This window comes from Bacillus sp. SM2101, assembly GCF_018588585.1.
Taxonomy (GTDB): Bacteria; Bacillota; Bacilli; order Bacillales; family SM2101; genus Nanhaiella; species Nanhaiella sioensis.
The window spans coordinates 83,580-106,931 of sequence record NZ_JAEUFG010000010.1; the positions used below are offsets into that span (position 1 = coordinate 83,580).

Consider the following 23,352-nt stretch of genomic DNA (forward strand, 5'->3'; position numbering starts at 1 on the left):
AGTATAAAAGTAGCAATTGTAGTTACCTAGAGTAGGAAGGTGAAACTATTAAATGTCAACGTTATTGGAAGTGAAAAATTTAAAGACATACTTCTTTCGTAAAAAGAAAGCTATTCCAGCAGTTGATGGGGTTGATATAAAAATTAATAAAGGAGAAACAGTAGCCTTAGTTGGCGAATCTGGTTCAGGTAAGAGTATAACATCGCTATCGATTATGAGACTAGTTCCGAGTCCTGGCGGAAAAATAGTGGATGGTCAAATTCTTTATGACGGAAAAGATCTGGTGGAAATACCAGAAAAAGAGATGTTGAAAGTGCGAGGGAATGACATTTCAATGATTTTCCAAGAGCCGATGACATCATTAAATCCTGTGTTAAAAATTGGTGAACAAATAACGGAAGTTTTAATCTACCATCAAAAAATGTCAAAGGCTGAAGCAAGAATTAAGGCAATCGAATTATTAGATATGGTTGGTTTTTCTCGAGCAGCTGAAATCATAGATGAATACCCTCATAGATTATCAGGAGGGATGAGACAAAGAGTAATGATTGCAATGGCTATGAGCTGTAATCCTAAGTTATTAATAGCGGACGAACCTACAACTGCATTAGATGTTACTATTCAAGCGCAAATATTAGATTTAATGAGAAATTTAAGCAAAAAATTTAACACTTCAATTCTATTAATTACACATGATTTAGGTGTTGTTTCAGATATAGCAGATAGAGTTGTAGTGATGTATTGCGGCCAAGTTGTTGAGGAAGCAAATGTAGAGGAATTATTTGATAATCCACTTCACCCATATACTGAAGGTCTAATTAATTCTGTACCTTCCATAGATGGGGAAATAACACGCTTACAATCAATTGAAGGGACTGTTCCCTCCCCAGAGCACTTACCGAAAGGCTGTCGTTTTGCACCACGTTGTTCAAAGGCATTTGACCAATGCTTTAACGAGATACCCTTATTAACGAAAAAAGGTTCCAGATCTGTACGCTGTTTTTTACATGAAGAAGAGGAGGAAGGAGTATGAGTGTAACATCAGTTGAAAAAAGCGAAGCGGTTCAAAACGAACAAACATCACCAATACTTCAGTTACACAACTTAAAAAAACACTTTCCTATAAAGAGTGGCATTTTACAAAGAACAGCAGGTCACTTAAAAGCAGTTGATGGGATAAGTTTTTCCATTAACAAGGGAGAAACAATAGGCATAGTAGGCGAATCTGGTTGTGGAAAGTCTACAATTGGTCGTACAGTAATTAGACTGTATGAACCTACAGATGGAAAAATCATATTTAAAGGTCAAGATATTTCACATATGCGTGAAAATGAATTAAGGCAAAGTGTTCGGAAAGATATCCAAATGATATTCCAAGACCCATATGCTTCATTAAATCCAAGAAAAACACTTCGTTCAATATTAAGAGAACCTTTGAAAATCCACAACTTGTATAGTGGAAAAGAACGTGATGAATATATTGGTCAATTATTAGAAAAGGTGGGTTTAAATTCTTCCTATATAAATCGTTATCCGCATGAATTTTCAGGTGGACAGCGTCAACGTATTGGGATTGCTAGAGCCATTGCATTACATCCAGATTTAATAATCGCTGATGAAGCTGTTTCGGCATTAGATGTATCTGTACAAGCCCAAATCATCAACTTATTAGAGGATTTGCAAGAAGAATTTGGCTTAACTTATATCTTTATTTCACATGATCTAAGTGTTGTTAGACATATAAGCGATAGAGTTGGAGTAATGTACTTAGGGAACTTAATGGAGCTAGCACCCAAAAACAACTTATATTCAGAACCACTTCATCCATATACACAAGCCTTACTATCTGCTGTACCCGTAACAAAGAATAAGGGAACTGTTCCAAAGGAAAGAATCGTTCTACAAGGGGATTTGCCAAGCCCGGCTAATCCACCGGCAGGTTGTGTATTTCATACGAGGTGTCCGGCAGCAAAAGATGAATGCAGCAAGATTGTACCTCAAATAAATGAAGTGAAAAAAGATCATTTTGTTGCATGCCACTTATATAAATAAGTTTAGGGACACAAATTCTTGGAAGGGGGGAGATAAGATTTAATAAATAATTCAAGTCATGACTTTAATTAATTCTTAGGGGGGAGTAAAAACGTGAAATTGAGTAAATCAAATTGGCTTTTATTAAGTCTAATGTTAGTATTTGCACTATTTTTAGCAGCGTGTGGAAATGAAGCAGATGAGCCATCTACTGCGCAAAAAGATCCAGTAACAACAAGTGATGGTGAAGGCGAAGAGGAAGAGGAAGAGGAAGTAGAAGAAACTGAAGAACCAGCAACAACTAATGAACCACAATCTGGTGGGACGTTAATTATGGGCTCTATAGGCGGTCCAACTTTATTTAATTCCATCTACTCTCAAGACGCTTCAAGTGGAGATATTCAAAATCTTATTTTCTCTTCACCAGTTATTGCTAACCCTAACCTTGAAGTGGAATATGATTTAGCAACAGATATTCAAAGCTCTGAAGATGGCTTAACAGTTACTGTAACACTTAGAGATGATGTAAAGTTTCATGATGGTGAGCCACTTACCGCAGATGACTTAGTATTCACATACAGTATTCCTATAAGTGATGAATATATTGGTCCGCGAGGTGGAGATTTTGAATCAATAGAAAGCATTACAAAAATCGATGAATATACTGTTGAATTTAAACTAAATGAAGTAAATGTAGGGTTTATTCCAACAACATTAAACTACCAGGTTTTACCTGAACATATATTAAAAGATGTACCGATTGCAGAATTAGGCTCACATGAGTTCAATACGAAAAATCCCATTGGTTCAGGACCTTTTATTTTTGATGAGTGGAGAGACGGAGAGTACGTGAAAGTTGTGCGGAACGATGATTACTTTTTAGGTGCGCCTTATCTTGAAGAGATCATTTACAAAATTGTTCCTGATCAAAATGCGTTACTAGCACAACTTCAAGCGGGAGATGTGGACTATTACCCTTCTGTTCCAGAAAGTGAAATTGACACGGTAAAGGGATGGGCTGATAGTGCTGGCGTTGTCATTGAAGATGGTCTTGGATTACAGTATAACTTTATTGCTTATAACCAACAAAATGAGATGTTTCAAGACAAAAGAGTTCGTCAAGCACTTACGCATGCTGTAGACCGTGAAGGTATTATTGCAGCAGTGTTGAATGGTGGAGGACAAATAGCACACGTACCAGAAAGCCCATTATCATGGGCATATAGTGATGATGTTCCAGTATTTGAGTATGACCCTGAAAAAGCGAAGCAATTATTAGCAGAAGCTGGATGGGAGGATACTGATGGTGATGGATTCTTAGATAAAGATGGTAAAAAGTTTGCATTTGAAGTTAAAACGAACCAAGGTAATAAAATTAGAGAAGATATAACAGTTATTCTAAAACAACAATTAGAAGAAATTGGTATTGAAGTAACACCAAATATTATGGAATTCAGTGCTTTTGTTACATCCATTACCGCTCCTAACTGGGATTATGATGCGCTAATATTAGGTTGGCTTCTAAACACATTCCCAGATCTAAATGAAATTTACCACTCAAGTCAAAGAGAACAAGGGATGAACTTTGTTTGGTATTCAAACCCTGAATTGGATATTTTATTAGAAGAAGCAAAATCACTAACTGATAGAGATGAATATAAGGATGCATATGCTGAAATTTACAAAATTGTTGCGGAAGACCAACCTTACACATTCTTGTATTATCCTACAAGATATCAAGCCATTCCTTCAAACTTACAAGATTATACCTTCCACTCAAGGCTTGATGTATATCATCCATATAAATGGTGGTTAAAACAGGAATAAACAATTATTTCGATTAAAAGAGGGGTGGGCTTCCCTCCCCTTTATTATTATTGAAGGCAAAGTATTATACAAATTGTAAAATTTAATAATACTTTAATGATAGATATAGAGATTATGTATGAAAAGGAGAGGGAGGTGCAACTTGTTAGCATATATCGTCCGTAGGCTCTTCATGACTATTCCCTTGTTGTTAGGTATAACAATTATTTCTTTTGTCATTATCCAAATGGCTCCTGGAGACCCTACTGCCTTGTTAATAGACCCAAGTATTAGCCCGGCTGATAAAGCAAAAATGATAGAAAATTACGGTTTGAACGACCCTATTCATGTCCAATATTTAAAGTGGGTTGGAAATATGTTACAAGGAGACTTCGGAACATCTTTACTAAAAAAAGGAACTCCAGTATCTGAAATGATCATGAACAGACTACCTAATACTCTATTGTTAATGCTTGTAGCTACAGTGTTAGCGTTTTTAATATCAATCCCATTAGGTGTTTACTCAGCTACGAGGCCTTATTCAAAATTAGATTATGGAATTACAGTAACTTCTTTTTTAGGACTTGCTACTCCAAATTTCTGGTTAGGACTTATTTTGATTATGTTTTTTTCGGTAAAACTTGGCTGGTTTCCTACCGGTGGTGTTGCGAATCTCACAGGTCCGTCAGGTTTATGGGACCGCATTCATCATTTAATATTACCTGCATTCGTGTTAGCTTCAGCAGATATGGCTAGTTTAACAAGGTATACACGTTCAAGTATGATTGATGTAACGAAACAAGACTATATGAGAACTGCACGGGCAAAAGGGTTAAAGAGAGGTACGGTTATATATAAACACGGTTTACGGAACGGCTTAACACCAGTTATTACTATTTTTGGAGTTATGCTGCCGACATTTATCGGTGGATCAGTTATAGTTGAACAAGTTTTTGCTTGGCCTGGTCTTGGTCGTTTATTTTTTGAATCAGCATTTAAAAGAGACTATCCAGTTATTATGGCATTAACTGTTTTATCTGCCGTTTTAGTTATTATTGGTAATATGATAGCAGACATATTATATGCGGTCTTTGATCCACGGATTGAGTATAAATAGGGGGGATTATCGTGTCACAAATGAATAGTATGCCTGAACCGACTAGAGAACAGCTATTGAACCCCATTCTTAACGAAAAGCCGGATACGTATACAAAAATTTTCGCTCGAAAATTTTTGAAAAATAAACTCGCAGTATTTGGGGCAGTTGTGCTTACGATCATCATACTTGCAGCAATATTTGCACCACTTTTAACACCATATTCCCCAAATGAACAAAGCTTAATAGATAAGCTTAAACCACCGAGTAGCGAGAATCTATTAGGGACTGATAAATTTGGCAGGGATATATTTACTAGATTATTGTATGGAGGTAGAGTTTCATTACTTGTTGGCTTTTCATCAATTGCAGGGGCAATAACAATTGGAACTTTCATAGGAGCGATTGCTGGCTATTTTGGTAGACGTATTGATTCATTTCTTATGAGGTTTGTCGATATACTTCTTTCAATTCCTACGATTTTCTTATTAATTACTTTGGTTACGATCTTTCAACCAGGTGTAGATAAATTAATCCTCATATTTATTTTTACAGGGTGGATGACCACTGCACGTTTAGTAAGAGGTGAGTTTCTTTCGCTAAGAACTCGTGAATTTGTACTTTCTGCTAAAACGATTGGTGCAAAATCGTGGACTATTATCTTTTCGCATATATTACCTAACGCATTAGGGCCAATTATTGTTGTGGCAACTTTAAACATTGGCCAGGTTATATTAATCGAAGCAGCATTAAGCTACTTGGGCTTGGGGATACAACCTCCGAAGCCGAGCTGGGGTAATATGCTACAAGATGCCCAAAACTATACGATCATGTTAAAAGCATGGTGGTATCCATTATTTCCTGGGTTAATGATTCTAATAACAGTATTATGTTTTAATTTTGTAGGAGATGGATTACGAGATGCCTTCGATCCAAAAAACGAATAAATAAAAGCCAAGGTGATGTACCTGGCTTTTTTTAGTTCTATACAAAGTAATACACTTAAGCTCTGTTGCTTCTATATGATGAAATGGATGAACTATTGACAAAGAGGTGAAGAATTGACGACTAGTTTTACTAGCAAATGAAGATATTCACTAAGTGCACTGTATTTTTTGAAGGTTATTATAGTCGTTGTGTTCTAAGAAACAAACAAAGCATGGACTTAGTACCTTTTCTTATTAAAGGCGATGACAATCGCATAAAAACACCTCAAGTTGTTCACATTAAATTCATTAACAAAGTTTATGAAAGCTGTCTTCGTATTTATTATTGCTAATTAGCTAACTAACTCCCTTGATAGCTTTTCATCTCTCTAAAGGGTGAAAGTTGTAAAGGTGTATCTTACAGTTCTAAAGTATACGAAAGATTGTGTTCGCATTGAATGTTGCTTTGCGTTCTAATATATAAGTATGTATTCTTTTTACGTTCTTGGCATCTTATCTATTTTTACAATTGTTGAGGTGTTATAAAACTCATCTAACTGTCCGCCTTTAATAAAAATAGCAACAAAGTTTACGAAAAGAGCCTTATGAAAATAACTAATTAAAAATAATCTTAATTCTTGAATTGATTAATTTCTTAGAACAGTACTTATATTGTTATAACATTTATACTTCGTAAAATGAGGTGTGTTAATACCGTGCGAACTCATATTATATCAGAACTAGAACAAATAGAGAGGGAGGAACAAGTTAAAATAATTTTTGCTTGTGAAGCAGGCAGCAGGGCGTGGGGGCTTCATTCGAATGATAGTGATTTCGATGTGAGGTTTTTTTATATTCATCATACAGACTGGTATTTGTCCATTGAACATAAGAGGGATGTCATAAGCAAGCCTGTATCCGATTTATTAGATATTAGTGGATGGGATATTCGTAAGGCATTACAGCTTTACAAAAAATCAAATCCTTCCATATTTGAGTGGTTACAATCATCGATTGTTTATGCTGAACATGACCAAGTAATGAAAGGTTTTCGAAAAATGATTTCATATGCATTTTCTGAAAAAAAATGCATGTATCATTATTTACATATGGCTAAAAGAAATTATCATAACATATTGTCCAAAGAAAGTGTCACTGCAAAACAATATCTTCAAATTATACAACCTCTTTTATGCTGTAAGTGGATCGAAATGCATCACTCACCACCACCTGTCCAATTTCAAAAGATGATGTATGCGACAATTTCAAAAGAAGGTTTAATTGAAGAAATAGCTAAATTAATTAATATGAAGCGAAAAGATGTCATTAGTAGAGGGGATTCCAAAACGCTCGTACAATGTATTGAACAACTATTAATTACAATTGAAAGAGTTGTTCATAACCAACCAGCTTCGAAATGTGAAAAGTATGAACCGTTTAACCAGATTTTTCTCAATGCACTTCAAGAATTTTGGGGATATGATAAAAATAACTCTTTTTAACTATGTTGTTATTTTAATTAGGCTGTTTTCGCAATGATTGTTGCTTGTCGTTCTAAGATATAACACGGATACAACAATAGTTTCGTTGCATCTTTTCTTCTACAATATAAAGATAATTATACAAGACTTCTTTTTACTGTCGTAATTTTGTATAAATAACAACAAAGTTTACGAAAAGAGCCTTTAACTAAAAAGGGACAGATAACTAGTGGTTTTATACTTTTTTCATCATTATATAGTGTTGGAAAATATACAGGCATCGTGAAAGCAGCCTTGTTAAAGTGATTAATGACATGCATTGGCTAACAACCTGCTATGGTGGTTATCTTATTGTAAATAAAGTAAAATAATAAATAGTATACAAGATTACTGGGAGGGGAGATTTTATGTCTCTTCGTTTTGTTATTGGAAGAAGTGGTTCTGGAAAGACACAGACATGTATAAATGAGATTCATCAACTGTTGATTAACGATCCAATGGGAGATCCGATCATTTACTTAGTACCGGATCAAATGACGTTTCAATCGGAGTATGAATTAATTAATAGACCAGGGATAAAAGGCATGATTCGTGCTCAAGTGTATAGTTTTTCAAGACTTGCATGGCGTGTACTTCAAGAGACGGGGGGAATTAGTAGATACCATTTATCGACTGTAGGTGTATCAATGCTGCTTAGAAAGATCATTGAGCATAGGAAGAGCGAACTGAAGGTGTTCTCAAAGGCAGCAGAAAAATCAGGCTTTATTACTCATGTTGAAGGAATGCTCACAGAGTTAAAGCGTTATTGTATAGATGCAAATGAACTTAAACAAACTCATGAACAGTTGATTCTAAAGGAAGATCAACCTAATAAACAAGTACTAGCTGACAAATTATACGATTTACAAATGATTTATCAAGATTTAGAAGCGCATCTATTAATGAAATATATTGATTCAGAAGATTATTTGAGGCTATTAGCTGAAAAAATGGCACAATCATCTTACTTACAAAATGCGCATATTTATGTGGATGGTTTTCATAACTATACACCCCAAGAGCTCGATGTCCTAGTGCAAATGATGAAAACAAGTAAGCGGGTTTCTATTACATTGACTACAGATGAACAATATGACGACTACCCACCTCACGATTTACATCTATTTAGAATGACAGGGAGGACATATCAAACCATTACTCGATTAGCAAAAGAGGCTTCCATCGACATTGAGTCACCTGTTCGCTTGGTCGAAAATATGAGACATGCTTTACAACCTTCATTACATCATTTAGAGCAATCGCTTGAGTCTCGGCCTTCTATACCATTTCAACAACGTTCAAATATTACATTATATCAAGCTGTTAATCGTCGAGCAGAGGTGGAAGGCGTCGCTAGAGAAATAACTAGACTCGTAAGAGATGAGGGGTATCGTTATCGTGATATAGCGCTCTTCATTCGTAATTCAAATGATTATTATGATTTACTAGATACGGTATTCACAGATCACCACATCCCATTTTTTATTGATCAAAAACGTTCAATGCTCCATCATCCGTTGATTGAATTAATTCGCTCGAGCTTAGAGGTAGTGACAGCTAATTGGCGCTATGATGCAGTATTTCGGTGTGTAAAAACAGATTTATTATTTCCTCAGGATTCCAATATCAATGCGTTGCGTGAAGAAATGGACTATCTAGAAAACTATGTGTTAGCATACGGAATTCATGGGGATAAATGGACGAATAAGAAGCGTTGGGAGTATCGCCGTTTTCAGGGACTGGATTTAGATTCATATGTGAAGACGGATGAAGATGTATTATTTGAAAATAGAGTAAATGATTTACGTAATTTGATTGTACCATCGTTAAATAGCCTGCAAAAAAGACTTACCAAAGCGAAATGTGGTCGAGAGATGTGTGAAGCAATTTATACCTTTTTAGAAGAGCTTCACATTCCTGCTAAGCTTACAAAGATGAGAGATGAAGCTGAAGCTGACGGTCATTTAGTAGAGGGTAGTGAACATAGTCAGGTTTGGAAGGCTGTAATAGATTTACTTGACCAGTATGTAGAGGTATTAGGGGAAGAGGCATTACCATTACATGTATTTACGAATATTATCGAGACTGGATTAGAAAGTATGCAGTTTGCTCTAGTGCCACCAGCGATAGACCAGGTCCTCATCGCACATTTTGATCGTTCTCGCTATATTAATATTAAAGGGTCATTTATTCTTGGGGTAAATGAAGGTGTCATCCCTTTAAAGCCTACAGATGAGGGTGTTTTATCAGAGGTTGAAAGAGGAATGCTTCATGAAATAGGAGTAGAGCTAGCCCCTGGTGGTCGGGAACAGCTCTTAGACGAATCTTTTCAAATATATATGGCATTGTCATCTCCAAATGAATATTTGTACATCTCCTATCCTTTGGCGAATGATGAAGGGAAATCACTCATCCCTTCCAGTTTAATTAATAGAATAAAGGATTTATATCCAGAGTTAGAAGAAGAAGTGCTTGTGGGTGATACGAGTGAGCTAACAACTGCTGAAGAGCAGCTAGCTTTTGTAACTAGTCCAACAGTCACGCTATCTCATGTTGCTACTCAATTACAAGCATGGAAGAAAGGATATCCTGTAGAACCACTTTGGTGGGATGTATACAACTTTATTGTTAGTGATGCTTACTGGAAAACAAGAGGAAATAGAGTATTTCAAAGTCTTTTTTATGAGAACAAAGAACAGCCATTAAAGATTGAAACTACGAAAAAGCTCTATGGTGACACGATTAAAGCAAGCGTATCTCGAATGGAACGTTTCAAAGGTTGCCCGTTTTCGCACTTTGCCTCACACGGTTTAAAATTGAAGGAGAGGCAGTTATTTCGTTTAGAGGCACCTGATATAGGTCAATTATTTCATTCAGCGTTAAAAATGATTTCTGATAAGCTTCGAAATCAACACGTAGATTGGTCAGAGTTGTCACAAGAGCAATGTCAGCTGTTAGCTATTGAAGCTGTCGAAAAACTAGCTCCTCGATTACAAAATGAAATTTTATTGAGTTCGAATCGACATCATTATGTGAAGCGTAAATTGCAGCATGTACTCATTCGTGCTTCGGTCGTTTTAAGTGAGCACGCAAGAGCAAGTGGATTTACACCAGTTGGCTTAGAACTACCATTTGGAGCAGGTGAAGAATTGCCTGCTATTACGTTTCAGTTACCGAATGAAACAAAAATGGAATTAGTCGGAAGGATTGACCGTGTTGATAAAGCGGTTGGTTCACAAGGAGTATTACTCCGAATAGTCGATTATAAATCCAGTGCAAAGGAGTTAAATTTAGCTGAAGTTTATTATGGTTTAGCTCTACAAATGCTCACATATTTAGATATAGTTATTACCCATTCAACAAAGTGGATAGGACAGCAAGCGAACCCGGCTGGGGTTCTTTACTTTCATGTTCATAATCCAATGCTTCAAACAAAAGGTAAGCTAGCTGCAAATGATATTGAGAAAGAGTTATTGAAACAATTTAAAATGAAGGGCTTGCTTCTTGGGGATGAAGAGTCCATACGTTTAATGGATCAATCGTTAGAAGTTGGTCGTTCCGATATTGTAAGTGCTGGTATTAAAAAGGGTGGTGGCTTCTATGCTGGTTCATCAATAGCTTCAGCAGAGGAGTTCTCAAACTTACGTAAACATGTGAAAAACATATTTACTGATATAGGAACACATATTATGGACGGAGATGTATCAATTTCGCCTTATAAGTTAAAGGAGAAAACCCCTTGTACATTTTGTTCTTATAAACCGTTCTGCCAATTTGATGAGTCATTTAAAGAAAATAAATATCGAATATTATCAGATGAAAAAGATCATCGGATTTTAGAAAAAATTAGTAAGGAGGTTGAAGAGAATGACTAATAATCTCCCTCCAAAACCAACTGAAAGTCAATGGACAGATGAGCAGTGGCAAGCAATTGTTGCGAAAGGACAAAGTACATTGGTTGCTGCTGCGGCGGGATCTGGTAAAACAGCAGTATTAGTTGAAAGGATCATAAAAAAAATCACTGCTATTGAAGACCCGATTGATGTTGATCGATTACTCGTTGTGACATTTACAAATGCATCAGCCGCTGAGATGCGTAGTAGGATCGGTGAAGCTATTGAGCAGGCGATTAAGGAAGATCCTAGTTCACTTCACTTACGAAAACAACTAAGCTTGTTAAATCGTGCATCTATATCAACATTACACTCATTTTGTTTAGAAGTGATTCGTAAATACTATTACTTAATTGATATTGATCCAAGCTTTCGCATTGCTGATGAAGTGGAAGGCGAGCTCATAAGAGAAGAAGTTATTGAGGATATGTTTGAAGAGTATTACGGGATGGAAAACAATGACCAATTTTTTCAATTAGTCGATTGTTATTCAAATGATCGAAATGATGCTGATGTGCAAGTATTAATAAAAAAAATGTATGATTTTTCTCGGTCACACCCATCACCTAATGATTGGCTAAACTCAGTCATTAAAATGTACGAGATTACAGAAAATACCTCTATCGAAGACTTGCCATATTATAACTATTTATTAGCAGATATTAATATACAGCTTGAAGGTGCAAGAGGTTTACTAGAACAAGCGTTAACAATTACAAAACAACCGTCAGGGCCTGCACCTAGAGCAACAAATATTGAAGATGACTTAGAGCAGCTTAATCGCATTGATCGTGCTAAGAATCGTTCGTGGAATGAACTATATGAAGAAATGCAAGGTTTATCGTTTTCTCGAGCAAAAGTTTGTCGTGGTGATCAGTTTGATGAGATACTCATAGAAAAAGTGACAAAGCTTCGAAAGAAAGCTAGAGATATCATTGAAAAACTTCATGATGAATTGTTTAGACGTAAGCAAGAATTGTTATTAAATGATATACGAGAAATGGAGCCTACGGTAAAAACGCTCGTTACTTTAGTTAAAGAATTTGCAATAAGATTTGAGAGTGTCAAACAAGGAAAAGGCCTTGTAGATTTTGCAGATTTAGAACATTATTGTTTGCAAATTTTACGGAAAACAAACAGTGCTGTCGAAGAATTCATACCATCTGAAGCTGCTCTCGACTATCGTGAGCAATTTCAAGAGGTTTTAGTGGATGAATACCAAGATACTAACATGGTCCAAGAATCAATTATTCAATTTGTTACAACGAATCAAGAACATGTCGGTAACTTGTTTATGGTAGGTGATGTGAAGCAATCCATTTATCGCTTCCGCCTTGCGGAACCGTTACTATTTTTAAGTAAATACAAACGGTTCAGTACGGTAGGGAAAGAAAGTGGTCTACGAATCGATTTAGCAAAAAATTTCCGAAGTCGTTCAGAAGTATTAAATGCAACAAATTATATATTTAAGCAATTGATGAATGAATCTGTAGGTGAAATTGATTATAACAGTGATGCAGAATTAAAGCTAGGTGCACTTGACTATCCATCAAATGATAAAATGGATACAGAATTTACGTTAATTGAGAAAGATCAAGACGATGGGGAAGGACCAACACATCTTAGCACCAAAGAAGAAGGTGTTCATTCTTTTGATCCGGTTGAATTAGAGACAGCCCAGTTAGAAGCACGTTTTATGGCTAGTAAAATTAAGGAACTTATTAATGAGCCATTTGAAGTGTTTGATCGCAAGAAAAAAATGAACCGTCGTGTTGCATACAGAGATATCGTTATTTTACTTCGTTCAATGACATGGGCGCCTCAAATTATGGAAGAGTTTAAGCAACAAGGCATTCCAATATACGCGAATTTATCAACAGGTTATTTTGAAGCGACAGAAGTTGCAATTATGCTATCCTTGCTTAAAGTGATCGATAATCCTTTGCAAGATATTCCACTCGCGTCTGTGCTTCGTTCACCAATCGTTCAACTGAATGGGGAGGAACTAGCAAATATTCGCTTGAAAAAGAAAAAAGGTACTTATTATGAAGCATTAACAAGCTTTTTGAAGGGTGCACCTGAAGAATATGAAAAAGAGTTACATGAGAAGATAAGTAATTTTTATGAAAGTCTTCAAACATGGCGCATGAAAGCGAGAAATGGGTCACTCTCTGATCTTATATGGAAAATATACAGAGAAACACAGTATTATGATTATGTAGGTGGTTTACCTGGTGGAAAACAACGTCAAGCAAATTTACGGGCATTGTACGATAGGGCAAGGCAATATGAAGCAACCTCTTTTCGAGGATTGTTCCGATTTTTACGATTTATTGATCGTATGCAAGACCGTGGAGACGATCTCGGTACGGCAAGAGCTATTGGGGAACAAGAGGATGTTGTTCGTTTAATGACCGTTCACAGTAGTAAAGGTTTGGAGTTTCCAATTGTTTTTGTAAGTGGCTTGTCAAGACAATTTAATAGACAAGATTTAAACAAATCGTATTTGTTAGATAAAAATTTGGGGTTTGCTTCAAAATATATTAACCCTTCGCTTAGGATTAGCTATCCGACTCTTCCGCAATTAACATTAAAAATGAAAATGAAAATGGAACTAATTGCTGAAGAAATGAGAGTTTTATATGTCGCGTTAACACGAGCCAAGGAAAAGTTATTCTTGGTCGGCACTGTGAAACAAGCATCAAAGGTGATTAATGAATGGCAAGGTCAACTTTTAAATCACCAATGGTTACTTTCAGATTATGATAGGGTATATGCAAAATCATATTTAGATTGGCTTGGACCTACACTGGTACGTCACCGACATAATGAAGCTTTACGAAATGACGAAAACATTGATAAAGTGCCCGAAGAATTAACTGACTATCCTGCAAAGTTTCGGATAGAGATTAAACAATCAACTGATTTTTTAGAACAAGATTTGAACAATCCTATAGAAGATGAACAAATCTTATCAGCAATTCGCAGCGGCCAATCAATAGATTTAGGAAGTTCATATCAGGACCAAATGGTTAACCGTTTAACATGGGAGTATCCAAACGTAGATGCTACAAAGTATCGATCTAAGCAGGCAGTATCAGAAATAAAGCGTATGCGTGAATCATTAGATGATTTTAGTCATACATCTTTGTTGGCACAAAAACAGCTACCTATTGCTGAACGTCCATTATTTTTACAAGAAAAATCAATTTCTCCTGCTGAGAGAGGAACAGCGATGCATCTGTTCATGCAGCAAATCAAACTACATGAGCCTATAACGATTGAAGGATTGTCAGACCAGCTTGCTAAAATGGTTGTTCATGAGATCATTACAGAAGAGCAATCAACAGCCATTTCTATAGAACATATCCATGACTTTTTTCAAACTGAGTTGGGAGAACGTCTAGTTCATGCTACGATGGTGAAGAGAGAGTTACCATTTAGCCTTGCGTTACCAGCGAAGGAAGCTTATCCAAAATGGCAAATACAAGACGAAGAGACTGTTCTTGTTCAAGGAATGATTGATTGTATATTTGAAGATGATCAAGGAATTGTATTACTAGATTATAAAACTGATACAATTACCGGTCGTTTTACAAATGGGTTTGAAGAAGCTGAACCAATATTAACGAAGCGTTATCGCACTCAAATAGATTTATACCGACATGCGCTTGAACAGATATGGCAACGAAAAATAGATGAATGCTACTTATTTTTCTTTGATGGGTCACATCTATTACGCATGTAAAATACATAGCAACTCTTCGTAGAAATTCCGTAAGAGTTGCTATGCATTTGCTGTTTGCGGCTGATCTACTAAATCTGGATCACCAGTGTTTGTAAAGCTAATTCCATTTGTTACAATGAAGAAGTTACCTGAAACTGAAGAACCTGAACCAGTATAAGATTTTTCCTGTGTTTTCGGCGATATATAAAAGGAATCTCCAAAGTTTATCACTCCGCCAGATACAGTGTTAATATTAACGGGTCCAACGATTGAAGGCATAGACTACACCCTTTATTAGAGTATCCAAATTAGTTCAACATGTTGAATGAGTAGTATATCTTCCTTATTTTATTTATGTGTGAATGTATAACTTGTCATTTCAATATTTATGTTATGCATTTCGCTTATAAATGTTCATTGATTCTCCTCATTACTTTCCAATTGTCGAATGTTCTTCACACGATCAACGGCATCAATTTCATCAATCGAACCTATTTGAGCTAAAGATGAAGCGGCTATCCCGATGATTCTAATGTTACGTACGTGTATCGTTGGATTTTCGTTGTGAAAAGCAACAGAAACAGGCTCTCGGTCTGGCGGTTTAGGGATAACTTGTGAGTAAATTTCGTCTTCGAAATTACCTTCATTTGAAAAAAATAGCGGATATTCTCGTCTAACTGCAAAAACTCTAGCAAGCGGCGTGAAGGACACAGAATCACCAATATGAAACACCGAGCTTAATGATACATCAACAATTCTTATTTTGTTAACAACAGATACTCTACGTAGCATCTTGTTATCCTCAAAGTGCAGTTGAAGGTGGCGCGGTAGGAACAAATGGAACGAATGGTGCAACTGCGCCCACTATTAAAGATTCTGGTGGGGTATCAAATATGGATGATAAAGTTATTGAATGTGTGTCGCCGACTAAAAAAACTGAAGAACTAGATACACCAATCATTCTAATGTCTCCTACACATAAATTCCGGTTTGTTACAGTAAAATTCATTTATCTTCTCCTCCTATGTTTCTTGGGAAATGTTGAATGAAAGCGAGAAATGAGTTTTCAATATCTTTTTTAACATATGAAACGATCCTTTCCATACTTCTTTTTGCTTGGGCTGGATTTTGTATATCAGCAGGTGTAAGTTTATTGATGTAATAATTTATCCGGGGGTTAATTTGTTTCTTTACATCTTCAATCATGAATTGTCGATAGGAGTCGTCAAGAGCAAAATCTTGTTGTTTTTCAATCCTTTTAATTAGGTCAACGCTATTCCGGTCTAAAAATGAATGTACATCGTTAAATACTTGTTGTGAAAAACCTTCAGGAAGTTGTTCGATTGGTGGGACTTGGAATTGATCTTGAGTTACTGCAAAATCTTCAATTGCATTAGAATCTTGTGGGTTTAAGCCAATATTTAATGTTCCTGAAAGAGTTTCAACCTTTAATTGATCAAATTTGTATTCAATCTTATCAATCGTCGTGTGTTTTTCGTTTTTTAGCTCTTCCACTTCATTTTGCAATTGATCTATGGTTGATTCCATTTGTTTAATCTTTTCATTTTGAGATTCCACAAATGAATGAAGTTGGCGCATATACTGGTAGAATTCATCTTGAAAATACATTCAAACCTTCCTTTCTTTAGGGTATTCACATGATTGTGTTAAACTCTGTTGCTATTTTTTTTGTTTTTTCTACTAAGTTTATATGTGTATATTCTTAGTTTGAATAACAACTATCAATGCGTAAATAGCCTATTGTTAAGTACCTTTCAAATATTCGGAACGCACTAAAAATAAGGTGCATGCGCTTTGTTATTTATCATATGTGAAAAAAAAAAATAGGTGATTAGCCCATTTTGAATTAAAGAATTTTTTATGGTCCCTGTAATGGTACAAGTTGTCCCGTGCCTGGAAAACCTGTAGGTTGTTGAGCTTCGGGAGCGGGCTCTGTATATGCTCCTGTATTATACAAATTTGATAATGCATTAATACTACCAGCACTTCCTATTTGTAACACAGAAGAGTTCGAAACACCATCAACTCTTAGTTGGTGAATAATAATACTTTGGTTAATATAAAAGTTCAAAATTCCCACACCTCCTCTCTTTCATAGAACAAATTTAGTAAATGTACTTTTAAAGCTTTACAACAAGCAATCAGGTGAAGACTCAACCCCACCTGATTTGTAAATCCTTCAGATCTAAGCGTCATTTAAAAAACTCGACCTTTTTGAGAATTCATTCAGATTCAATTTCTACAGATTTGCAGCTAGTGGTTGATCAATTACATCAGCATCATACGTATTAGTTACACTTTGAGTGTTGTTAATATATAAATAATCACCTGTATTAAATGAACCTGCTCCAGCAAAGGTTTTAGCTGTGCTTATAGGTGAAATTGAATAAACGTCACCTATATGAAAAACTGCACTTGACCCAATGTCAGTTACATTTACGACACCAACTATAGCAGGCATAACAAACACCCTTTTACAATCTGTTATAGGCATAGTATGAGTGACCCTAATTTATTGTGAGGAAGAATTATAATCTTGTTTATTAAATAAAAAAACTTGGCATATGCCAAGTTAAAAGTCAGCTGAATCTAGTATTTCTTGTTCCACGTTCAATAAATCATCTAATTCCTGACTGCATTTTACTGTTTCATCTGCTGTATAACCGAATGTTGCTGCAAGGTCAATCATTTGTTGTCTTTTTTCTTCAATTATGTGTTGAATCATTTATCCCACACCATCTTATTTTATTGATAGGACTTAAGTATGTGTATATTATACATGATTATACATGAAATGGAATGCGTTCGCTAAAAGAAGATTTGTTTTTACAAAATAATGCAATATTCTACATATGATGAATGAGGAAATGATGTAAAATATTTCTTTTCATAACACTTCATGTAATTTTCTTTATTCATTATTTTAGAATTTTGGTCGAAAATATGCTATGATGTTGAAGGAGTAAGCTTGTTCTAGTATACTTGAACATCGCCGTGTCAGGTAAGAGACTATACGCTACCTGATAGAAAGATTCCATCAATAGCGATGGAGGTCTAAAAACTTTTACAAACTAAGATAAAAAAAGAAAGGAAGGAATTAAAATGATAATACATGCACATCTTACCTCTTGGGTTGTAGCTCTTATTCTATTCTTCATTGCATTTTCTATGTACAAAAAGGGAAGTAATAAAGGGGCAAAAATTTCTCACATGAGTTTGCGCCTATTCTATTTACTTATCATCGCAACTGGAGGTATGCTGTATTCAAGTGGGGCAGAAATTCCAGGACTTTACCACGTGAAGGCTACGTTAGGAATTATTGTTATAGCTGCAATGGAAATGGTGTTAGTCCGTTCTTCAAAAGAAAAATCAACAAACATTGCTTGGGTATTATTTATTATCAGTTTTATAGTTGTATTATATTTAGGGTTTACATTACCACAAGGTACTCAGTTTTAAATTTTTTCTATGAACAGAACAGCAAAAGGAGATTTTACTCGGCTGTCATCATACTAAAAAAGTAAGACTACGATTATATTTTAAGTACAATCAATTACATAATATGTAAGGCATATAATTAACAAAAAGCATCTTTATTTATAATAGATGCTTTTTTCATTTTTTAAATATGCTGTGAAAGTAAACGTTTCCCACTACTAGTTGTATATTCAAAACGATCAGTTGAATGAGACCCTCTAAAGAAATGATGCTGCACGTTACATATTGTCTCTAAATTATCGAAGATGAGGAAGTTTACACCCTCAGCATTTGTATTATTCATCTCAAAAAAACTTAATACATTATGAGAATAAATACAATCATACATAGAAAAAGACAATTGGTTTAAGCAATGGATAAATCTAATAAAGCTTTCTTCATTGAGCGATTGCAATAGTTCTGAGTAGTTAAGCAGCAGCTTCTTGTTTATCCTTACTTTATCTCCATGTTGTAAGAAATATGTGAATTTGGAGAGTTCAACAACTCCAGACTCAATGATGCTTCCTTTGAGCCAACGGTCCATCAACCAAATTTCGAACTCGTCTTGAACAATATCTTCAAAATTTGAAGCAACATCATCTTCATCATCAAAAAAAATCCATTCATCACCAATATATTCAATTGATCCATTTATAAATGCTCTTTGTTGTTCTTTTATTAATTGCAGTCTATGCTGTATATTCATGCGGAAAATCCTCCAACTATGTGTTAACCATACTTTTTATTCAATTTGACTCCACGATTACAGGTGGAGTTGTATTTTTTGATGAGCGACTATACAACAAGCGGTTGTGCATTGAGAATAAATACGTATACAACTATGCTATCGTGGTATCTTAGTTTCTATAAAACGATGAAGATCATAGAAAGTCTATTTGTGAAAATGTCATTTTTAAAAATAAACAAGGTTTATAAACACGCCTTTGAAAAAATTGAGTCATGTATTTCTTTATCTTGTTTAGACAACTTTCGTTCTCTTTAAACTATGAATCATTGGGTTGAATAAAAATATGTATAATGTTGTTATTTATGTAGGACGATTCATCCAATTCACGATAATTGCATACAATGATAGCATGCTTATACGAAGAATGGTTCATGTTAGTAATGAAGAGGAGCTGGTAAGAAATGTGTGGAATTACAGGTTGGATTGACTATAACAGAGACTTAAGAAACGAACATACCACCCTATCAAAAATGACAGAAACACTAAGAAAAAGAGGTCCGGATGATACGAATATTTGGACATCACTTCATGCGGGGTTTGGTCATAAAAGATTGGTTGTTGTTGATCCTGAAGGTGGTATTCAACCAATGTCTCGTTCCAATCATTCAAACACATATACTATTTGTTATAATGGAGAGCTATATAATACTGAGGATATTAGAAAACAGTTAGCTTCTTGTGGCTATACATTTAAAGGGCACTCTGACACTGAGGTGTTGCTAACTGCTTATATTGAATGGGAGGAGCGATGTGTTGATTATTTAAATGGTATCTATGCGTTTGCTGTATGGGATGCAAAGAAAGAACAAGTATTTCTTGCTCGTGATCGTTTAGGAGTAAAGCCCTTATTTTATAGGATGGATGAGTTTAGTATATTATTTGGGTCTGAATTAAAAGCCATTTTAGCACATCCATCTGTAAAAGCAGAGCTAGGAGTCGAAGGGCTAGCAGAGATTTTTGGTCTCGGTCCGTCGCGTTCTCCCGGTCATGGTGTATTTAATAAAATTAATGAGCTACGACCTGGTCATGCGCTTGTATTTTCGAAGCAAGGCATTAAAATGTGGCGTTATTGGAATGTAAAAAGTAAACCACATACCGATTCATTAGATGAAACGACTGAAAAAGTACACTTTCTCCTCAAAGATGCTGTGACAAGGCAGCTTGTGTCAGATGTACCATTATGCACATTTTTATCTGGAGGGGTAGATTCTAGTGCAATCACTGCTTTTGCTTCATTAGCGTATGCAAAAGAGGGAAAAGGAAGCTTGCATACGTATTCAATAGACTATGAAGAGAATGATAAATACTTTCAAGCAAATGATTTCCAACCGAATTCAGATGTGCCTTGGATTGAGAAAATGTCGACTGAATTTAAAACACAACATCATCGATGCGTCATTTCTCAACAGGATTTAGTGAATTATTTAACAGAAGCAGTATATGTAAGAGATTTACCTGGAATGGCAGACATCGATTCGTCATTATTATGGTTCTGTAAACAAATTAAAGAACAATTTGTTGTTGGGTTGTCTGGAGAATGTGCAGATGAAATTTTTGGTGGTTACCCTTGGTTTCACAACACGGATATATTACAAAATGCTGGATTTCCGTGGATGCGTTCCTTAGATGCAAGGATTGAGCTATTGCAAGATTCATGGAATAAAAAGCTAAAATTAAAAGACTACGTTCAAGAAAAGTATGAACAAACTGTAAAAGAAACACCGATGCTTGAAGGTGAAAACCCACTTGAATCGAATCGAAGACAGATGTTTTATTTAAACATGATATGGTTTATGACAACATTATTAGATCGTAAGGATCGCATGAGTATGGGAGCTAGCCTTGAAGTTCGTGTACCATTTGCAGATCATAGGCTCGTTGAATACGTTTGGAATATCCCTTGGGAAATGAAAATGTACGGCAATAGAGAGAAAGGCATCTTACGGCGATCATTAGAAGGGATTTTACCAAGTGAAGTGCTTTATAGGAAGAAGAGTCCTTATCCTAAAACGCACCACCCTCTATATAGTTCACTTGTTAAAAATTGGTTAGAAAATATATTAGAAGATAAATCATCTGTGCTTTATGAGTTTTTTAATAAAGATAAATTAAAAGAAATTGTTGACTCCGAAGGCAAAGCATTTCGAGTTCCATGGTTTGGACAATTAATGACTGGACCACAGTTACTCGCATATTTAGCTCAAATCCACGTTTGGTTTAACGAATACGGTATACAAGTAAAAGAGTAGCTAAACTGGCAAAAAAAATTACAGTGGTTTGATGCGTAAAAAAAAGTGATAGATGGATTAAAACCAGAATTGACCGATAAAATGGTGGATTTGACCCGAAAATCATAGTATTAGACCCATAATGTGCTGGATTTGACCCGTAAAACACCGAAATTGACCCGTAAAGAAAGTTTGAGACTGATAAAACCCAGAATTGACCGATAAAATGCCGTATTTTACAGTATTAGACCCGTAAAACCCAGAATTTGATGCGTATGCAAAGTGTTAGACCACTAAAATACAGAATTGACCGATAAAATGCCATATTTGACTCGAAAATTACAGTATTAGACCCGTAAAACTCAGAATTTGACCCGAATAATGCCGTATTTGACCCGTAAAACCCAGAATTAGACCCAAAAAACAGAATTTGACGCGTGAACAAAGTGTTAGACCACTAAAATACAGAATTGACCGATAAAACACTTGATTAGACCCGTAAAACACCGAAATTGACCCAAAAAACAGAATTTAACATGTAAACAAAGTTAGATCGATAAAGCATAGAAATTGACGCGCATGCAAAGTGTTAGATCTGTGAAACATCAATATTGGCCGATAAAACCTTTATCATTAAATCAATATATGGGTCTTGCACCTATCCTTTTCATATTAATGGTCGGATAGGTGCAAGAGCTATTTGTTATACCACAGAAGGTGATAGTTTATTTTGGCTGTTTTCGCATTAGATGTTGCTATACGTTCTAAGATATAGAAGTACGTATCCATCTAGTGTAACTGGCATCTTTTCTACTTTTACAATTATTAAGCTCTAATAAAACTGATCACATTGTCCATTGTTAATAAAAATAGCAACAAAGTTTACGAAAGGAGCCTTTATTTTTTAAAATAAGTCCAACCATCCTCTTGATACACTTTTTCATCTTTCATTAACTTACCTAATGCTCTTTTAAATGCGCCTTTACTCATGTGAAACCGTTGTTTTATATCTTCAGGTGAACTTTTATCTGAATAAGGCATTGCTCCTCCACGGTCTTCCATATACTTATAAATAGCTAGTGAATCATCATTCATGCTTTCGTGGCTTCTAGATAATAATGATACATTAACTGTTCCATCATCCTTAACTGCAATGACTCTACCTTCGACATGTTCACCTAACCTTGGTTCTGACTTTCGCTCTGAATGATGAATAAAGCCTCGGTACCCTTCATCTGTAAGTAAAAATGAGCCGACTTTTAAGGAACGATAAATAGTGCCTTTTATATTTCTGTTGGAAAGTTCCTTTGGAGCAGTGTTCATTATTTCCTCAATGATTTCTTCCGTAGCGAGTTTAGCAAGTAATCGTCCACGATTATCAGTTTTTAATGAACAATACAATTGATCGCCGATTTCTGGCCAAATATTTTCCAACAGTGGTAAATCGTCACCTGAAACGAGAATATCCTTTTTAATACCAATATCTATAAATGCTCCGAGGTTTTGCTTTACTTCTACAACTTTTACCCATCCGTATGATTCAGATGTAATACTTGGTAATGTTGTAGTTGCTGCTATACGTCCCTGGTGATCAGAATACAAAAATACTTCTACTTCTTGTTGTAACTGAATGTCAGAAGTTATTTCGCTATTATGAAGAAGAATGCTTGTCTCACCATCTGATAAAAAAAATCCAAAATCTGATTCTCTCTCTACAACAAGAGTAACAATGTTGCCTGCTTTTACGTTGTTCATCTTTGCTTCCTTCTTTCTACAAAAATTATCATATAGTTTACATTATAACCTGTTTCTAGCTTTTGTAAGTGGTATATGATATCTGTATGCATTAATATACATTATGTCATAAGTTGTCCCAATT

At 35.3% G+C, this 23,352-nt stretch carries 19 protein-coding genes; 10 read left to right on the top strand and 9 right to left on the bottom strand.

All coding sequences use genetic code 11. The features are described 5' to 3' along the window. Nucleotides 1–52 precede the first annotated feature (52 nt). The 8 genes from JM172_RS11655 (at nucleotide 53) to addA (ending at nucleotide 15,020) form a co-directional block, all read left to right on the top strand. The gene (locus JM172_RS11655; RefSeq protein ID WP_214482477.1) at nucleotides 53–1,033 is read left to right on the top strand and encodes an ABC transporter ATP-binding protein; all 981 of its coding nucleotides are present in this window, start codon (nucleotides 53–55) and stop codon (nucleotides 1,031–1,033) included. Further along, nucleotides 1,030–2,052: an ABC transporter ATP-binding protein gene (locus JM172_RS11660; RefSeq protein WP_214482478.1), complete on the top strand. Its 1,023-nt coding sequence runs from the start codon at nucleotides 1,030–1,032 to the stop codon at nucleotides 2,050–2,052. The genes JM172_RS11655 and JM172_RS11660 overlap by 4 nt, the downstream gene beginning before the upstream one ends. A 93-nt stretch (nucleotides 2,053–2,145) precedes the next feature. Continuing rightward, nucleotides 2,146–3,858, top strand: coding sequence for a peptide-binding protein (locus tag JM172_RS11665; protein WP_214482479.1), 1,713 nt, complete (start codon nucleotides 2,146–2,148; stop codon nucleotides 3,856–3,858). Between the two features lie 142 nt (nucleotides 3,859–4,000). Continuing rightward, the gene (locus JM172_RS11670) at nucleotides 4,001–4,954 is read left to right on the top strand and encodes an ABC transporter permease (RefSeq protein WP_214482480.1); all 954 of its coding nucleotides are present in this window, start codon (nucleotides 4,001–4,003) and stop codon (nucleotides 4,952–4,954) included. A gap of 20 nt (nucleotides 4,955–4,974) precedes the next feature. After that, a complete protein-coding gene (gene opp4C, locus JM172_RS11675) occupies nucleotides 4,975–5,880 on the top strand; it encodes an oligopeptide ABC transporter permease (RefSeq protein WP_214482622.1) in 906 nt (301 codons plus the stop codon). Between the two features lie 695 nt (nucleotides 5,881–6,575). Continuing rightward, nucleotides 6,576–7,361, top strand: coding sequence for a nucleotidyltransferase domain-containing protein (locus JM172_RS11680; protein ID WP_214482481.1), 786 nt, complete (start codon nucleotides 6,576–6,578; stop codon nucleotides 7,359–7,361). Nucleotides 7,362–7,747: 386 nt separating this feature from the next. Continuing rightward, a complete protein-coding gene (addB, locus tag JM172_RS11685) occupies nucleotides 7,748–11,254 on the top strand; it encodes a helicase-exonuclease AddAB subunit AddB (protein ID WP_214482482.1) in 3,507 nt (1,168 codons plus the stop codon). Then, nucleotides 11,247–15,020 carry a helicase-exonuclease AddAB subunit AddA gene (gene addA, locus JM172_RS11690; RefSeq protein ID WP_214482483.1) on the top strand — a complete coding sequence of 1,258 codons (3,774 nt, stop codon included), beginning with the start codon at nucleotides 11,247–11,249 and terminating at the stop codon, nucleotides 15,018–15,020. Before addB ends, addA begins: the two co-directional genes overlap by 8 nt. A 39-nt stretch (nucleotides 15,021–15,059) precedes the next feature. On the opposite strand, the gene JM172_RS11695 is transcribed toward addA, so the two are convergent. The 7 genes from JM172_RS11695 to JM172_RS11725 form a co-directional block, all read right to left on the bottom strand. After that, nucleotides 15,060–15,278, bottom strand: a complete 219-nt coding sequence (locus tag JM172_RS11695) for a spore germination protein (protein WP_214482484.1) — start codon at nucleotides 15,276–15,278, stop codon at nucleotides 15,060–15,062. Nucleotides 15,279–15,413: 135 nt separating this feature from the next. Then, nucleotides 15,414–15,791 carry a spore germination protein GerPE gene (locus JM172_RS11700; RefSeq protein WP_214482485.1) on the bottom strand — a complete coding sequence of 126 codons (378 nt, stop codon included), beginning with the start codon at nucleotides 15,789–15,791 and terminating at the stop codon, nucleotides 15,414–15,416. A 10-nt stretch (nucleotides 15,792–15,801) separates the two neighbouring features. Beyond that, nucleotides 15,802–16,008 carry a spore gernimation protein GerPD gene (locus JM172_RS11705; protein WP_214482486.1) on the bottom strand — a complete coding sequence of 69 codons (207 nt, stop codon included), beginning with the start codon at nucleotides 16,006–16,008 and terminating at the stop codon, nucleotides 15,802–15,804. Continuing rightward, the gene (gerPC, locus tag JM172_RS11710; protein WP_214482487.1) at nucleotides 16,005–16,628 is read right to left on the bottom strand and encodes a spore germination protein GerPC; all 624 of its coding nucleotides are present in this window, start codon (nucleotides 16,626–16,628) and stop codon (nucleotides 16,005–16,007) included. Before gerPC ends, JM172_RS11705 begins: the two co-directional genes overlap by 4 nt. A 250-nt stretch (nucleotides 16,629–16,878) precedes the next feature. Next, nucleotides 16,879–17,091 (bottom strand): spore germination protein GerPB, encoded by a 213-nt coding sequence (locus JM172_RS11715; protein ID WP_214482488.1) that lies wholly within the window; start codon nucleotides 17,089–17,091, stop codon nucleotides 16,879–16,881. Between the two features lie 168 nt (nucleotides 17,092–17,259). Beyond that, entirely contained in the window at nucleotides 17,260–17,481 is a 222-nt protein-coding gene (locus JM172_RS11720) for a spore germination protein (RefSeq protein WP_214482489.1), read from the bottom strand. Between the two features lie 111 nt (nucleotides 17,482–17,592). Next, entirely contained in the window at nucleotides 17,593–17,745 is a 153-nt protein-coding gene (locus JM172_RS11725; protein WP_214482490.1) for an aspartyl-phosphate phosphatase Spo0E family protein, read from the bottom strand. A 380-nt stretch (nucleotides 17,746–18,125) separates the two neighbouring features. Between JM172_RS11725 and JM172_RS11730 the strand changes: the two genes are divergently transcribed. Next, nucleotides 18,126–18,479 carry a YisL family protein gene (locus JM172_RS11730; RefSeq protein WP_214482623.1) on the top strand — a complete coding sequence of 118 codons (354 nt, stop codon included), beginning with the start codon at nucleotides 18,126–18,128 and terminating at the stop codon, nucleotides 18,477–18,479. 163 nt (nucleotides 18,480–18,642) lie between these two features. Here JM172_RS11730 and JM172_RS11735 read toward each other — a convergent pair whose 3' ends face one another. Then, nucleotides 18,643–19,203, bottom strand: a complete 561-nt coding sequence (locus JM172_RS11735; RefSeq protein WP_214482492.1) for a DUF2777 family protein — start codon at nucleotides 19,201–19,203, stop codon at nucleotides 18,643–18,645. A gap of 443 nt (nucleotides 19,204–19,646) precedes the next feature. Between JM172_RS11735 and asnB the strand changes: the two genes are divergently transcribed. Then, entirely contained in the window at nucleotides 19,647–21,494 is a 1,848-nt protein-coding gene (gene asnB / locus JM172_RS11740; RefSeq protein ID WP_214482497.1) for an asparagine synthase (glutamine-hydrolyzing), read from the top strand. Between the two features lie 876 nt (nucleotides 21,495–22,370). On the opposite strand, the gene JM172_RS11745 is transcribed toward asnB, so the two are convergent. After that, nucleotides 22,371–23,228 (bottom strand): CvfB family protein, encoded by an 858-nt coding sequence (locus JM172_RS11745; RefSeq protein ID WP_214482498.1) that lies wholly within the window; start codon nucleotides 23,226–23,228, stop codon nucleotides 22,371–22,373. Between the last annotated feature and the right edge of the window lie 124 nt (nucleotides 23,229–23,352).